This window comes from Xanthomonas sp. NCPPB 4037, assembly GCF_041475695.2.
In the GTDB taxonomy this organism is placed as follows: Bacteria; Pseudomonadota; Gammaproteobacteria; order Xanthomonadales; family Xanthomonadaceae; genus Xanthomonas; species Xanthomonas campestris.
The window spans coordinates 1,499,607-1,515,098 of sequence record NZ_CM191261.1; the positions used below are offsets into that span (position 1 = coordinate 1,499,607).

The 15,492-nt window shown below is 63.4% G+C and carries 12 protein-coding genes; 8 read left to right on the forward strand and 4 right to left on the reverse strand.

What is annotated here, in order from left to right; genetic code table 11:
* Positions 1–2: 2 nt before the first annotated feature.
* From katG to mutS, 3 genes are all read right to left on the reverse strand, one after another.
* Entirely contained in the window at positions 3–2,249 is a 2,247-nt protein-coding gene (gene katG, locus ACCQ01_RS06725; RefSeq protein WP_228433032.1) for a catalase/peroxidase HPI, read from the reverse strand.
* A 307-nt stretch (positions 2,250–2,556) separates the two neighbouring features.
* Entirely contained in the window at positions 2,557–3,171 is a 615-nt protein-coding gene (locus ACCQ01_RS06730) for a DUF937 domain-containing protein (protein ID WP_228433033.1), read from the reverse strand.
* Positions 3,172–3,690: 519 nt separating this feature from the next.
* Positions 3,691–6,246 carry a DNA mismatch repair protein MutS gene (mutS, locus tag ACCQ01_RS06735; RefSeq protein WP_228439395.1) on the reverse strand — a complete coding sequence of 852 codons (2,556 nt, stop codon included), beginning with the start codon at positions 6,244–6,246 and terminating at the stop codon, positions 3,691–3,693.
* A 1,090-nt stretch (positions 6,247–7,336) separates the two neighbouring features.
* On the opposite strand from mutS, the gene ACCQ01_RS06740 reads away from it, so the two are divergent.
* From ACCQ01_RS06740 to ACCQ01_RS06770, 7 genes are all read left to right on the forward strand, one after another.
* Positions 7,337–7,867, forward strand: a complete 531-nt coding sequence (locus tag ACCQ01_RS06740; RefSeq protein ID WP_228433035.1) for a VOC family protein — start codon at positions 7,337–7,339, stop codon at positions 7,865–7,867.
* 70 nt (positions 7,868–7,937) lie between these two features.
* The gene (locus ACCQ01_RS06745; RefSeq protein ID WP_267132104.1) at positions 7,938–8,495 is read left to right on the forward strand and encodes a tryptophan 2,3-dioxygenase family protein; all 558 of its coding nucleotides are present in this window, start codon (positions 7,938–7,940) and stop codon (positions 8,493–8,495) included.
* Complete coding sequence (locus tag ACCQ01_RS06750) at positions 8,485–9,042, forward strand: tryptophan 2,3-dioxygenase family protein (protein ID WP_323370327.1); 558 nt, start codon at positions 8,485–8,487, stop codon at positions 9,040–9,042. The genes ACCQ01_RS06745 and ACCQ01_RS06750 overlap by 11 nt, the downstream gene beginning before the upstream one ends.
* Positions 9,043–9,184: 142 nt before the next feature.
* Positions 9,185–10,639, forward strand: a complete 1,455-nt coding sequence (locus ACCQ01_RS06755; RefSeq protein WP_116891592.1) for an NAD(P)/FAD-dependent oxidoreductase — start codon at positions 9,185–9,187, stop codon at positions 10,637–10,639.
* A gap of 35 nt (positions 10,640–10,674) precedes the next feature.
* A complete protein-coding gene (locus tag ACCQ01_RS06760) occupies positions 10,675–11,922 on the forward strand; it encodes an aminotransferase class V-fold PLP-dependent enzyme (RefSeq protein WP_323370329.1) in 1,248 nt (415 codons plus the stop codon).
* 26 nt (positions 11,923–11,948) lie between these two features.
* Positions 11,949–12,710, forward strand: a complete 762-nt coding sequence (locus ACCQ01_RS06765; protein ID WP_323370328.1) for an SDR family oxidoreductase — start codon at positions 11,949–11,951, stop codon at positions 12,708–12,710.
* Between the two features lie 80 nt (positions 12,711–12,790).
* Positions 12,791–13,846, forward strand: a complete 1,056-nt coding sequence (locus ACCQ01_RS06770) for an aminotransferase class I/II-fold pyridoxal phosphate-dependent enzyme (RefSeq protein ID WP_223647661.1) — start codon at positions 12,791–12,793, stop codon at positions 13,844–13,846.
* Positions 13,847–13,928: 82 nt separating this feature from the next.
* Here ACCQ01_RS06770 and ACCQ01_RS06775 read toward each other — a convergent pair whose 3' ends face one another.
* Positions 13,929–14,513: a TetR/AcrR family transcriptional regulator gene (locus ACCQ01_RS06775; RefSeq protein WP_016945359.1), complete on the reverse strand. Its 585-nt coding sequence runs from the start codon at positions 14,511–14,513 to the stop codon at positions 13,929–13,931.
* Between the two features lie 191 nt (positions 14,514–14,704).
* Here ACCQ01_RS06775 and ACCQ01_RS06780 point away from each other — a divergent pair, with 191 nt between their 5' ends.
* Complete coding sequence (locus ACCQ01_RS06780) at positions 14,705–15,439, forward strand: NADPH-dependent F420 reductase (protein WP_076039334.1); 735 nt, start codon at positions 14,705–14,707, stop codon at positions 15,437–15,439.
* Positions 15,440–15,492: the final 53 nt, after the last annotated feature.

The window sequence follows — 15,492 nt, forward strand, 5'->3', positions numbered from 1 at the left end:
ACTCAGGCCAGGTCGAAACGGTCCAGCTGCATCACCTTGGTCCACGCGGCCACGAAGTCCTGCACAAACTTCTCCTGTGCGTCTGCGCTGGCGTAGACCTCGGCCACCGCGCGCAGGATCGAGTTGGAACCAAACACCAGATCCACGCGGGTGCCGGTCCACTTGTGCTCACCGGTGGCACGGTCGCGGCCTTCGTAGGTTTCCTTGGTCTCGGACGTGGCTTTCCACTCGGTGCGCATGTCGAGCAGGTTGGCGAAGAAGTCGTTGCTCAACACGCCCGGACGGGTGGTGAAGACGCCATTGTGCGACTGCCCGGTGTTGGCGCCGAGCACGCGCAGGCCGCCGACCAGCACGGTCATTTCCGGTGCGGTGAGGGTCAGCAACTGGGCCTTGTCGATCAGCAGCGCTTCGGCAGACACCGCGTAGCGGGCCTTGGCGTAGTTGCGGAAGCCATCGGCTACCGGCTCGAGCACTGCGAACGATTCCACGTCGGTCTGCGCCTGCGAGGCATCCATGCGGCCGGGGGCGAACGGTACGGTGACCGCGTGGCCGGCGGCGTGCGCGGCCTGTTCGACTGCGGCATTGCCGCCCAGCACGATCAGATCGGCCAGCGAGATCTGCTTGCCACCGGACTGGCGTGCATTGAAGTCGGCCTGGATACGCTCCAGCGTGGCCAGCACCTGGGCCAGCTGCGCAGGCTCGTTGGAGGCCCAGTCCTTCTGCGGGGCCAGACGAATGCGCGCACCATTGGCACCGCCGCGCTTGTCCGAGCCACGGAAGCTGGATGCCGAGGCCCAGGCGGTGGCAACCAGTTGCGCAACGCTCAGGCCCGAGCTCAGCACGGTCTGCTTGAGCGCGGCAGCGTCCTGTGCATCGATTAGCGCATGGTTTACGGCCGGGATCGGGTCCTGCCACAGCAATTCTTCGGCCGGCACATCCGCGCCGAGATAGCGTGCGCGCGGGCCCATGTCGCGGTGGGTGAGCTTGAACCAGGCGCGCGCAAAGGCATCGGCGAACTGGTCCGGGTTGGCGTGGAAGCGGCGCGAGATGGCCTCGTACGCCGGATCGATGCGCAGCGCCAGATCGGTGGTGAGCATCGTTGGCAGACGCTTTTTGGAGGCGTCGTGCGCATCGGGAATGATGGCCTGGGCGTTCCTGGCCACCCACTGGTGCGCACCGGCCGGGCTCTTGCTCAGCTCCCACTCGAAGCCGAACAGGTGCTCGAAAAAGTCGTTGCTCCACTGCGCCGGGGTGGTGGTCCAGGTTACTTCCAGGCCGCTGGTGATAGTGTCGCCGCCCTTGCCGCTGCCGAAGCTGTTGTGCCAGCCCAGGCCCTGGCTTTCCAGGTCGCTGGCTTCCGGCTCGGCCGCCACGTGCGCGGCATCGGCAGCACCGTGGGTCTTGCCGAAGGTGTGGCCGCCAGCGATCAGCGCCACGGTCTCTTCGTCGTTCATGGCCATGCGGCCGAAGGTGTCGCGGATGTCCTTGGCCGCCAGCAGCGGATCCGGATTGCCGTCCGGGCCTTCCGGGTTGACGTAGATCAGGCCCATCTGCACGGCGGCCAACGGGTTTTCCAGATCGCGGGTGTGCTGCACTTCGCTGTCGTCGTCCTTGACCAGCACGCCATGCGCCTGGTCCACGCCCGGCGAGCCGTGCGCGTAACGGTCATCGCCCCCCAGCCACTTGGTTTCGCGGCCCCAGTACAGGTCCTGGTCCGGCTCCCAGGTGTCTTCGCGGCCGCCGGCAAAGCCGAAGGTCTTGAAGCCCATCGACTCGAGCGCGACGTTGCCGGTGAGGATCATCAGGTCGGCCCAGGAAATCGCCTGGCCGTACTTTTGCTTGATCGGCCAAAGCAGGCGGCGTGCCTTGTCCAGGCTGACGTTGTCCGGCCAGCTGTTGAGTGGCGCGAAGCGCTGTTGCCCGCGGCCGCCGCCCCCGCGGCCGTCACCGGTGCGGTAGGTGCCGGCGCTGTGCCAGGCCATACGCACGAACAGGGGGCCGTAATGCCCGAAGTCGGCCGGCCACCAGTCCTGCGAATCAGTCATCAATGCGCGCAGCTCCTGCTTGAGCGCCTGCAGGTCCAGACGCTTGAAGGCCTCTGCGTAATTAAAAGACGCCGCCAGCGGATTGGAGCGGGCCGAGTGCTGGTTGAGCAGATCCACGCGCAGTTGCTTGGGCCACCAATCGCGATTGGTGGTGCCGGCGCCGACGACGCTGTGGTTGAAGGGGCACTTTGCTTCGGTAGTCATGGCATTTACCTGGGTGCGGCTGCACGTAGGGAGCTGCGTGCCGGAGGGCGCGCGCTGGTGGAAAGACTGCGGCGGTGGTGAAGCGAATCTGGGCGACGTTGGTGACGCGGGTGCGTCAGGGCGGGGCGGCGGCCGATGGGTGCTGTACGACGGCGGGTGTGGACGACAGCGGCTGCATCGGTGGCGGGCTCAACACGGGTATGGGCACACGATAAACAACGCCGATCATTAGCGGAATTCGAATTATCCAACCATATCGATAGCGTCACGCTATGGATAGGACGTGGGTGCCCAGGGGTCGGCGGCGTCAGCGCTTGCCGAACAGGCTGCCGCCCAGCTTCATCACATCGCCCAGGCCGAGCTGGCCATCGCCATCCTGGTCCAGCACGCTGCCGAGCAGGCCGCCGACGCTGCTGTCGTTGCGCACATGGCTCTGTTCCTGCGCCAGCGCGTTGCCTAGCTGGCTGGTGTCGGCCGTACCGCCGCCCAGGAAGCGCTTGGCCAGATATGCCATCACGATGGGCGCCAGCAGCTGCAGCAGCTGGTTGGCCTTGCTGGGTTCCAGGCCGGTGGCTTGGCCCAGACCCGCGGCCGCCTGTGGCGCCTTGTCGCCGAACAGGTGACCGACGATGCCGGCGCCATTGGCCTGCGCGCCGCTGGCCGAGCCGCCCAGCAGCGATCCCAACAGACTGCCGAGGTCTGGTGCGGTGGCATGGTCGCGCTGCAACGCGCTGGCCAGCGCCTGCATGCCGCCGGCCTGTTGACTGTTGCGGCCCAGCGCGCCCATCAGCAAGGGCAGGGCGGTCTGCACCGCCGATTGCGCCTGCTCCGGTGCGATGCCGAGGCGGCTGGCGAGCTGCTGCAGCTGCGGGCCCTGCAGTTGCGCGGCAAGTTGCGAGGTGAGCGAGTCGGAGGTGGTCATCGGTGCCGAATCCTGGTGAGCAAGCGTTGCGGCAGGGTGCGCTTGTCTGGCGCGCAGGGCAATCCGGAGATGGTGCGGGGCGGGTAGGGCGGCGTGTATCGGAGCGTCGATGCGAGTGCGCTGCGGGGGCGGTGGCAGCGCCTGGAGCGTGCGACGGCTGGGGATCAGTTGCGGTGCTTTAGCTGCAGCAGAGAGCTTGCGGTAGCAGTGCCTGAACTGCGCGGCTCCTGGAATCAGTAGTGGCGTCTTCGGTACGGCACGCAATAACTGGCAGCATCCCTGAGGTGGCGCTGCTAGCGCTGCCAAGCGTGCAACGCAGGTGGGCGTTATAGCGGTGCCGTGTGGCGTTCCAGCAGCGGCACGATGTCGGTGACGGCCAGAGTGATACTGGTTACGTGCAGTTCGTTGTCGAGAAAAAAGTTGGCGATCTGGCGCGCGGCTTACTTCAGGCGTTGATCAGCATTGCGTCCGCGCAGACCTGTGACGCGATCAGCGCGCCACAGGCCGGATTACGCTGCTTCAGAGCAGCGCCTTGAGCCGGTACAGCGCTTCCAGTGCCTGCTTGGGCGTCAGTTCGTCCGGATCCAGCGCCTGCAAGGCTTCCTGCGCGGCCGAAGACGGCGCGGTGAACAGGCCGAATTGCTGCGGTGCATCCAGCGCGGCGGGTGCCATCTCGGCGGCGTGGCTGTCGCCGCCGCGTTGCTCCAGTTCGGCCAGCCGGCGGCGTGCCTGCTGCACCGCCGCCTTCGGCAGGCCGGCCAGCGCGGCCACCTGCAAGCCGAAGCTGCGATTGGCCGGGCCGTCCTTGACCGCATGCATGAACACCAGGCGCTCGCCGTGTTCCACCGCATCCAGATGCACGTTGGCGATGCCGCTGCCGCCACCGGCATGCGAGGCATCCGCCAGCGCGGTGAGCTCGAAATAATGCGTGGCGAACAGCGTGTAGCAGCGATTGGTGTGGGCCAGGTGACGCGCCACCGCATCGGCCAAGGCCAGGCCATCGTAGGTGGAGGTGCCGCGGCCGATCTCGTCCATCAGCACCAGCGATTGCGGCGTGGCGTGATGCAGGATGTAGCTGGTTTCGGCCATTTCCACCATGAAGGTGGACTGCCCGCGCGCCAGGTCGTCGCCGGCGCCGATGCGGGTGAGGATCCGGTCGATCGGCCCGATTACCGCTCGGCTGGCCGGTACATAGCTGCCGATATGCGCCAGCAACACGATCAACGCGTTCTGCCGCATGTAGGTCGATTTACCGCCCATGTTCGGGCCGGTGATGACCAGCATGCGGCGGTCCGGGTGCAGGTCCAGATCGTTGGGCTCGAAGGGCTGGTCGCGCACCGCTTCCACCACCGGGTGGCGGCCGCGTTCGATGCGCAGACACGGCGCGCTTTCCAGCTCGGGTTGCGACCAGTCCAGTGCCTGCGCGCGTTCGGCAAAGGCGGCCAGTACATCCAGTTCGCTCAGTGCGCCGGCGCAGCGCTTGAGCCCTTCGAGCGTGCCGCCCAACGCATCGAGCAGGCCTTCGTACAGCAGCTTTTCGCGCGATAGCGAACGCTCGCGCGCCGACAGCACCTTGTCTTCGAAACTCTTGAGTTCTTCGGTGATGTAGCGCTCGGCATTGGTCAGCGTCTGCCGGCGGCTGTAGTGCAACGGCGCCTTGTCGGCCTGGCCCTTGCTGATCTCGATGTAATAGCCGTGTACGCGGTTGTAGCCCACCTTGAGTGTGCCGATGCCGCTGCTCTCGCGCTCGCGCTGTTCCAGATCGATCAGGAACTGGTCGGCGTTGGTGGACAGCCGGCGCAGCTCGTCCAGCTCGGCGTCGTAGCCGGTGGCGATGACGCCGCCATCGCTGAGCTTGAGCGGCGGTTGTTCGGCCACCGAGCTGACCAGCAGATGCGCGGTGGCATCGTGTTCGCCGAGTTCGGCAAACAGGGTCTGCAGCCGCGGCGAATCCAGTGGCGCCAGCAACGCACGCACCTGCGGCAACAGCGCCAGGCCATCACGCAAGGTGGAGAAATCACGCGGACGTGCCGAGCGCAGCGCCACGCGGGTGAGGATGCGTTCCAGATCGCCAAGCGCGCGGAACGCGTCACGGATGTCGGCATCGGTGCCGTGGTCGATCAGGGTGCCCACCGCATGGTGGCGTTGCACCAGCACCTCGCGCAGCCGCAGCGGGCGATGCAGCCAGCGCCGCAGCAAGCGCCCGCCCATTGGCGTGACCGTGCTGTCCAGCACGCCGAGTAGCGTGTTGCGCGTGTCGCCGTCCACGCGCGTGTCCAGTTCCAGATGGCGGCGCGTGGCGGCGTTCATCGAGATCGCCTCGCTGGCCACTTCCATCGCAATCGAGGTCAGGTGCGGCAGGCGCTGTTTCTGGGTTTCTTCGACATAGCCGAGCAGCGCGCCGGCCGCTGCGGTGGCGCAGGGCTTGTCGTCGATGCCGAAGCCGGACAGGTCGTGCAATTTGAAGAACGCCAACAGCTGACGCCGGCCGCTATCGGCGTCGAACAGCCATGGTGGCCGGCGCCGCACGCCGACGCGTCCACGCAGGAATTCCGGCCAGTTGTCTTCGTCGGGCACCAATAGCTCGGCCGGTTCCAGGCGCGCGATTTCCGCTTCCAGCGCATCGACGCTGTCCACTTCATTGACCAGGAAACGCCCGCCGGCCAGATCGGCCCAGGCCAGGCCATAGCCTTGCTTGCTGCGCGAGATCGCCATCAACAGCGTGTCGCGGCGCTCGTCCAGCAACGCCTCGTCGGTGACCGTGCCCGGGGTGACGATGCGCACCACCTTGCGCTCGACCAGGCCCTTGGCCAGTGCCGGATCGCCGATCTGCTCGCAGATCGCCACCGACTCGCCCAACGCCACCAAGCGCGCCAGATAGCCCTCGTAGGCATGCACCGGCACGCCAGCCATCGGAATCGGCGCACCGCCGGAGCTGCCGCGCTGGGTCAGCGTGATATCCAGCAGACGCGCGGCCTTGCGCGCATCGTCGTAGAACAGCTCGTAGAAGTCTCCCATGCGGAAGAACAGCAGCAGGTCGGGGTAGTCCGACTTGGCTGCGAAGAATTGCTTCATCAGCGGGGTGTGCTCGGCGGCGCCCGTGCTGAGTTTGGTTTTGTCTTTGGTGTCGGCGGTTTGCAAGAACGTTGTCCGGAAATCTGGCGGTCGATAAATCTGGCGGTCGATGGGTCGCAAGCGGCGCGTGGCGGTGGCCTTGCTACGCCGGTGTGGCGGCGCTGCGCGAAAAAGGCCAATGCGCTGTCGCGACCAACAGACCCGTTGCGATGGAACGGAAGAGGAGCGGTGGCCGGAGTGCATTTGGCCGTGGAGGGTGCAAGTTTAAGCCGACATGGCAAAAAAACCTCAGTTCGTCGGCCGCAGGCTGACCGCAGCGGGTTGCACGTGCGAGCCGGCGCGCTGATTAGGGCTCTGTTGGGAAGCAGCCATCGCTTGCGCTGGAGCGCAGGCCGCGACGATGAACGGTTGAACTCGCGTGCGGATTCGGAACGGCTGGCAAGTCCATTGCGCTCACCGCCAGACGCGTGCGGCCGGTACGCGGTGTGGCATCCATGGCGCCGTGCGTCGCGGCTCCTGGCGTGCGCCGCCCATCCCCATCTGAGAACCGCTCCCCACGGCTTTTGTCGGTCACTCTTGGACCAAGGCAAATGCTTTTGTAGTCGAGTATTTGTTTTCGCTAATACCTGGTAAGCAAGATGGATTATTGCGTTCACCGAAGAGATGCGAGCCACAAAAAAATCCTGTGTTGTCTTTCGTGATGTCGGTCGCGTGCGCATTGCGAGCTCATCCGCAGATAGCAAGGAACTCGCTTGTTTTTCGTAAACGTGATTTATGGATGCGTGGAATGCGTGATGGATCGATCATAAAAACCTCTTGGAGATTTTTTTTTATTTTGCTGACAGTGGGGTCACGGACGCTTTGCTGAATTGGCTTGGCGAAAGATTTTCCAAGTTGTTGTCGGTCACTTTCTCGAAAGTATTTCGTGTGGCATTTTTTTCGCCTGTCGTAAAATATATAATCTTATGCCTCGTTGGTATGCATGCTCATTGCAGACTCGTGCTGCGAGGTGGTTTATTCGAAATTAGTAATGCAGAAAATGCAGGGGTGAGCTGGTCCTGAATATTTTGAATCACTCAAGCGAGGTCTTATGTTGAGCAAGCTTCATCACGTGGGGTATCGCTGCCGGGACGCTGCAGAAACCGTGGATTTCTACGCCCAGGCAATTGGCTTGAAGTTTGCTGCCGCGTTGATCGACCACGTGCCATCCACCGGGCTCAGGGCGACCAATAACAACGTGTTCTTTGAGATGGAGGACGGCAGTTATATCTGTTTCTTCGAGGTGCTCGGAAGCGAACAACCGCTGGTGCCGGTGCCGGGCGACTGGGCGCAGCACCTGGCGCTTGAGGTGCGCGATCAGGCCCGGGCCGAAGAAATCACTGCACGCTTGCAAGCGCGCGGTGTCGCGGTCGAAGGCCCGGTGATTCATGACGTGGCAGGAGATGGAATCCATGGAGAGCTGGCACGTTCCTGGTATTTCCGTGACCCAAACGGGCACCGCATGGAATTGATCGTCAAACCCGAGGTGGCCCAGACCGTAATCTGGAACGATCTGGAGAAAGCCGCTTATGCAACTCTCACCGAGTGGGAAGCATTGAAAAAAGCCTCTCTCACCGCCTAGGTGCTGCCTCGCGCTGGCGGCCTGATCGATGTGAATGTCACAGCAGCGATAAATCCACTGAGGAAAGCGATTGAAGGCGATCAATTACTGGGATTACATCAAGGTCGAGCAGTTGCTTGCCTTGCAAGGCGGTTTTGATAACGACGAACGTGGCATCAATAATGAAGAGGTGCTGTTTATCAGCGTACACCAGATCTATGAGCTATGGTTCAAGTTGATTTTGCGTGAGCTGAGCTCGTCGCGGAATATTCTGGCGGCGCATTCGAGCAATAGCCCGGAGATTGTGCTGGCTGTGCGCTCACTAAAGCGCGCCATTTCGGTATTCGGGCAAGCCAATCAGCATTTTCAGCTGATGGAGACGATGACCGCGCGGGATTTCCTGGAATTCCGTGAGCGACTGGCTCCAGCCAGCGGTTTCCAGTCGGCCCAATTGCGTGAAAATCGAGATCCTGTTGGGCCTGGAGGACACGCAGCGTATTTTGATCGGCAACGGGTGCTCGTACCGGGATGCACTCAAATTGCCCGGTGGCGCGCCGTCATCGTCGGCGCAACGCGTCGAAGCACGTGCGGCCGATGGGCCAAGCTTCAAGCATTGTCTGTACGACTGGCTGTCACGCGTGCCCATTGACGGCTCGAATGCGCCAGCGGATATCACGCGGTTTCTTGAGGCGTACCTGGCCTCGCTGCGTGCGGAGAATGATCGCCGACTCAAGCTGGCAAGCAGTGGCCTGGCTGCGGCAGAGATCGAGCAGTTGAGGGCGCGTTATGCGGCAGAAGACGCTGGCGCACAGGCATTTCTATTGGCCGAAGACGATCCGCAGGCCAGCGATGCGGAGCTTGAAACGCGGCGTGCGGGACGTGCGGCGATGCTCTTTATAGAGAGCTACCGCGAATTGCCGCAGCTTGCATGGCCGCATGCGTTGCTCGAAAGCGTGCTTGAGCTGGAGCAGGCCATGCTGATCTGGCGACAGCGGCATGCCCGCATGGTGGAGCGCTTCATCGGGCGCCGCATAGGCACAGGGGGTTCCAGCGGCGTCGACTATCTGGATCAGACCGCGCGCTACCGCATTTTCACCGAGCTGTGGACAGTGCGTTCCCTGTTGCTGCGCAAGGCTGCCGTGCCCCAGATCCGATCGAGTGCGGGCTACGGATTCGTGATGGAGGGCTTTGCTTGATGGATATTTCTTCGGATGTCACAGCGCTGGTGGACAACACTTGCGCGCCTTCGCCGCAACGTCCTCAAACGTGCTTAGCCAAACAGAAAACGCAAGGTGCCATACGAATTGGCGCACACGCCGCGCGCTCGGCGCTGTATCCATGAGCGCGCTACCCATCGCGGTACTTGGCGGCAGCGTGGCCGGCCTGATGACGGCGCTCTCGATTGCGCGTACCGGAGCGCAAGTTGAGCTTGTCGAGCGGGATGCGTTGACTGCGCAGCGGTCCGACCCGGCGAGCGGGAACGACAGCGTCGAATATTGGTGGCGAAAGGGAGCGCCGCAGGCGCGGCATACCCACGCACTCGCTGCACTCGGGCGGCGCACGTTACGAGAACGCGCACCAGATGTGTGGCAAGCATTGATCGATGCGGGCGCCATCGAGATGCCTTTCGGAGCACAACTGCAAGGTGCCATTGCGGTGCCACGTTGCGCGGACCCGGAGTTGTTTGGATTGTCGGTGCGGCGTTCGTTGGTGGAGGACGTACTTAGGCCGATCGTGTTGGCCGAGCGCACTATTCGTGTGCGTGACCAGACCAGCGTGACCGGTCTGCTAATGCGTTCTGCCGACATCCCGGTCGTGGAGGGCGTGACCACCTCGCAAGGCGATCTGCGTGCGGCGTTGACCATCGATGCGCTGGGTCGCGGGTCGTCGTTCGCAAAGTGGCTGCGGGCAGCCGGTGTGCATCCACCCGAGGAAACGGTGGAAGGCTGCGGTCTGGCGTATTTCACCCGCTGGTATCGCATTGTGCAGCGGCCGAGCGTGCGGCTCGATGCGGGCTTTTCGGCAGGTGGCTACGCGCTATCGAGTGGTTGCATCGTCTGCCCTGCCGACAACGGCTACGCGTCGATCACCCTGATGGTGCCTCACGCCGACAAGGCCTTGCAGGCGTTCACCGAGCCGGCCGCGTTCACCGCGGCGGCGCGGTCGCATGTAGGCATCGCGCCATGGCTTGCGCCCGGCGCCATGGATGCGCTGTCGGGTGTGCTGCGCTGGCCGCTCTGCGAAAACCGCTATCGCCCCCTGCTTGTTGAAGGACGCCCGCGCGTGTTGGGTGCGATTGCGGTCGGCGATGCGCTGTGCATCACCAACCCGACCTATACGCGCGGCATGTCGCTGGCGATGCGGTATGCGTTTGCCATCGCCGATCTGCTGCAGCGCGATGGTCTGGATGATGCGCATCGGATTGCGGTGGAGGCAGACGCCCTGGCGCAGGATCTGGTGCGTCCGTGGCATGACGATGGCGCGGCGCAGGACCGCGTGCGCACAGCGCTCTGGGCGGGCGCGCCGGCTCCACCCACGCAGGCAGATGCGATCACCTTGCAGCAGATCGCGATGGCATCGCGCCACGATGAGGTTGTTTGGCAAGCGCTGGCGCGGCGTTCGGGAATGCTGGATGCGCCTGAGGCCATCTTTCGCCAAGCCGAGGTGTTGGAGCGTGTGAATTCCATCCTTGAGCGTGTGCAGCCGTCGCCACCGGCTGCTCCATCCAGAGGCGATCTTCTGCGTGTTCTCGAGCAACACCGCAGCGTTGATTTTGCGCATCCACTTGCGTGATGTCCTGGCCCGTTATGGAGTCCGCCATGCAGTCCATGTGGGAGTTGGATGTCAGTCCGACACGTTTCAAAGCGCATTTTTCGCTCGATCCGGGCGTGGCATGTCTCAACCACGGCATGCTCGGCGCCTGCCCGATTTCAGTGCAGCAGCGGCAGAGTACCTTGCGTGCACAACTGGAGCGGCAACCGGCTGCATTCGTGCTCCGCGCGTTACCCGCTCTGCTCGATACAGCGCGGAATTGCTTGGCCGAGGTGATCGGTGCCGACCCGCAAGATCTGCTGCTGTTGCCCAATGTCACCACCGCCATGAGCGCGGTGCTGCGCTCACGCATATTCGCACCGGGCGACCAGATTCTGACCACCGACCACGCCTATCTTTCCTGCCGCAATTTGCTCGACTTCATTGCGCGCAGCACCGGCGCCGAGGTGATGGTCGCGCCTGTCAAGGTACCGGTGCAACATCCCGATGCGATCGTCGATGCCGTGCTTGAGCGGGTGACAGCGCGCACCCGCCTGGCGGTGCTCGACCATGTCACCAGCCCGACCGCGATCGTGTTCCCGATCGCACGCCTGGTCGAGCGCCTTGCAGCGCTCGGCATCGACACGCTTGTGGATGGCGCGCACGCCCCGGGTATGCTGCCACTCGACGTTATCGCCATCGGTGCGGCGTATTACGCCGGGGATTGCCACAAGTGGCTGTGCACGCCGCGCGGTGCGGGTTTTCTGCATGTGCGCCGCGATCGCCAGGATGGTTTGCATCCGCCGGTGATCAGTCGCGGGTATGGCGATGCAACGCCGGGCCGGCCGCGGTTGCATCTGGAATTCGATTGGCTGGGCACGGCAGACCCGACTGCCTTGCTGTGCATTCCCGCTGCGATTGATTTTCTGGCCACGCTGCTGCCTGGTGGGTTGCCCGCGGTGTTCGCACGCAACGATGCACTGGTGACGCAGGCCGCTGCGCGGTTGGCGCAGGCCTTGCCGCTCGCGCGCCTTGCACCCGATGCGATGGTGGGCAGCATGGTGGCATTCCAGCTGCCGGATGCCGCGAGCGATGCGCCCGACGATGCCGCGGCGTCGTTGCAACGTTGGCTTTACGACGCACATCGCATCGATGTGGCGGTGACGCCCTGGCCGCATCGAACTAACCGCACATTGCGCATTTCGGCGCACGTGTACAACGCAGCGGAGGATTTCATGCAGCTGGATGCGCCACTTGCGCAGTGCTTGGCGCCTGATGACAGGCAATCGAACAATCAATGCCGCACCACTGAGGTCATGCGATGAAACAGCCCGGCTTCGAAGACAAGCATGTGTTGATCACCGGCGGCGCCGGTGGCATCGGCATCGAGCTGATACGCGTGTTCGCAAACGCATCCTGCCGGGTGACATTCACTCACCGCCCAGGCGAAGACAGCCGGCGCCGCGCACTCGACCTGGTCGCGGCGTTTGGTGACGATCGTGTCCACGCACATGCATTAGATGTCGGCGATCGGCGGAGCCACGCTGCTTTCATGCAAGCTTTGACGATGCCGGTGGATATCGTGATCCACAACGCCGGCGTGGGCACCAAGACCGTGGAGCGTGCGGCTGCCACGTACAAGGAACAGGACGAGGCGTTTTTTCGCGTCAACACGATCGGGCCGTTGTGGTTGAGCGAAGATCTGATTCCCGGCATGCAAGCGCGCGGGCAGGGCAAGATTCTGTTCATGAGTTCGGTGGATGGTGGCATCACCCACTTTCCGCGCTTCCGTGCGGCCGATGGCATGAGCAAGGCGGCCGTCGCGTTTTTGGGCCGGCAACTTGCTGCAACGCTTGCCTGCACCGGGATCGACGTGTTCACCGTATGTCCGGGTGCCACCGATACGCCGATGTTCCAGGCCAGTACCTTGAATGCGCTGTCGACGCAGCAGCGACAGGAGCTGGAGGCCTCGCTGCCTGGTGGCCGCCTGATCGAGCCGCGCGAGATCGCCGATCTCTGCTTCTACCTTTGTCGCGATGAAGCGCGCATCTTGCGCGGCGCTGTCATCGACGCCTCGCTTGGCTTGGGCGTCTGCCCAGCCGTCATGGGATAAGGAAGCTACGTATGCCTGTACCGTCGAATAGTTTTTGGGAACAGTGGCTCATCGCGCATCGTGCCAAACCCGAGGCGTGCGTGACGTATTCCCTATCGCCTTCACCCCCCTTGCAGCAGTTCCTGTCGCAACTCGATCCTGCACTGTCGCTGGACTGGTCGGGTGAGGATTACCAGGGATTGCCGAGCCTGCGCGAGCGGGTACTGGATCAATATGGCTATCGCCCCAGCTGCGGCGTGGACGATGTGCTGATCACCGCCGGTGCGCAGGAAGCCAATTACCTTGCATTGACGCAGTTGTTGAGTGCTGGCGATGAATTCGTCATCGATGCGCCCGGTTGGCAACAGCCGCTGGTGCTTGCCGAGCAGATCGGCGCGATTCCCAGGCGCGTGGCGCGCACGGAAGCATCCGGATGGGCGTTGGACATCGCGCAGCTCGAATCGCTGGTGACAGCGAAGACCAAGCTCATCTTCCTGTGCAACCCGAACAATCCCACGGGGCGCGTGGAAGATACGCAGACACTGCAACGCATCATTGCCGCAGCAGATCGGGTCGGTGCGTACGTCGTCTCCGATGAGGTGTATCGGGGACTGGAGTGGACCGAGCAGGAGACCCCGCGCATCGCCACGCTCTACGAGCGTGGCATCAGCACCGGTAGCGTGTCCAAGTTGCTGGGTCTGCAGGGTTTGCGCACCGGCTGGATGGTGACGCGCGATAGTGCGCTGTTGAACGCTGCGATGGTACTGCGCGAGAACACCAGCGAGATCATGAACGTGCTGGGCGAGCGGGTGGCCGAGGTCGCGCTACGACCGGAGCACTTCGATGCGGCGGTGGCGCATTCGCGCACGGTCGGGCGCGAACGGATCGCACTGCTGGATCGCTTCGTCGCCGAACAACCCGCACTGACATGGACACCGCCGCAAGCCGGGCTGCTTGGGCTTGCACGACTGCAGTTGTCGATCAGCGCCGATGATTTCAGCAAACAGCTGCTGGCGCCGCCGTACAACACGTTCGTGATGTCGGGTGGTGCGTATGCGTGCCCGCAGCATCTGCGCCTGGGAGCAGGGGGCGTGTCGTTGCCCGAGCTTGAGTTGGGGCTTGCGCGGATGGCGCAGTTGTTGGCCGTCGTTGAGTAAAGCCAATGGTCGTCTGCCTACACCAGGCCCTTGGCGTCGGTGGAGGTGGGCGCGAATCGCCACCTTACAGACGCACCACGTTTCAAGTCGAAAGCGCCCAGCCTGAGCGCAAGACGTCCTGCAGCACCGGTTGGGCGCCGCTATCCGCGCCGCCGTTGGCAGCTCCTGCCCATGCGATCGCGAGCGCGGCCAGAAAGATGTCGCGGCCGGTCAACGTTTCCCGCGCCTGACCGGAGCGCTGTGCAGCCTGCAGAAAAACGCTTGAGGCCTCGACCATGGATTGGCATGTCGGCCTCAACACCGAGCTCGGTTGGCACCATGCGGCCCGTAGCGGTTCCGGCAGACCTTCGTAGGCGTTCATCCAAGTTCCCAGCGCTTCAATCCATCGCTGCAGCGCACACCCTGGGTCGTGCTCTTCTGCAGTGATGGCCATGCGCACTTGCTCGATGTTGGCGTGATGCGTTTCGAGAAGCGCGGCCAGCAGGGCTTCGCGGCTAGGGAAGTGGCGATAGAGCGTCCCCGGGCCAACGCCTGCGCGCTTGGCGATGCTGTCCATCGAAACATTGATGCCTTCCTCGGCAAACGCGTCGCTGGCGACCTCGAGAATGTGGGTCTTGTTACGTTGGGCGTCGGCTCGGGGAGGGCGTGGCTGAACGTTGGGAGACATGGTCAGTGGGTCTGCTGCTTGATATCCGGAGTGTATCTCCACATAGTTCTTGTGGCAAACGGAGGGGCTCTCCTTCTTGGGTATTGTGAATCACCAGGCTTTGGAAACTGACGAGGGGATCAGCTATGGCCGTCTCGGGCGAGTTCACTGATCGACCAACAAAACCCCACCTACTTTAGGAAGGCACGAACATGAAAATCGGCATCATTGGCGCAGGCAACATCGGTGGCACGTTGGCGCGCAAATTCGTCGCAGCAGGTCACAGCGTCAAGTTGGCTGGATCCAAAAGCCCCGACAGCATTCGCGAACTGGCTGAAAACATCGGCGCCGAGCCTGTTGCGGCTGTAGAGGCGGTCAAGGACGTGGAGGTGATCGTATTGTCGATCCCGTTTGCCAAGATTCCCGAGGTTGCCGGCCTGTTCTCCACCGTGCCTGCGGAGGTGGTGGTGATCGATACTTCGAACTACTACCCGCAGCTTGGCACCCGGATACCGGAAGTCGACGACGGCAAACTGGAGAGTGTCTGGGCGAGGGAGCAACTCGGCCGGCCCATCATCAAAGCGTTCAACGCAATAATCGCTAAGACACTTGCTGACGGTGGCAAGCCCGCAGGTACTGATAACCGGATCGCTATTCCAGTAGCAGGCGACAGCCTGGCCGGCAAAGCGATCGCGCAGCAGCTGCTCGACGATGCCGGGTTCGACGCGCTCGACGCGGGGACGATTGCAGACTCGTGGCGGCAGCAGCCCGGCATGCCTGCGTACTGCACCGAGCTTCCGCTTGCCGCATTGCACTCGGCGCTCAACGTTGCAGTCAAGGGCGACGCACCGCATCTTCGCGACGCGTTGATGGTGGAGTTCTTCGGGGGCGATATACCGCCAAGCCACGAGACGATCGTTGCGCGCAATCGGGCCGTGAGTGCGTAGTGCCGAGGAATGCGGCGTGGATGCATGCACTTGCCGGCCACATGACTTCTCCC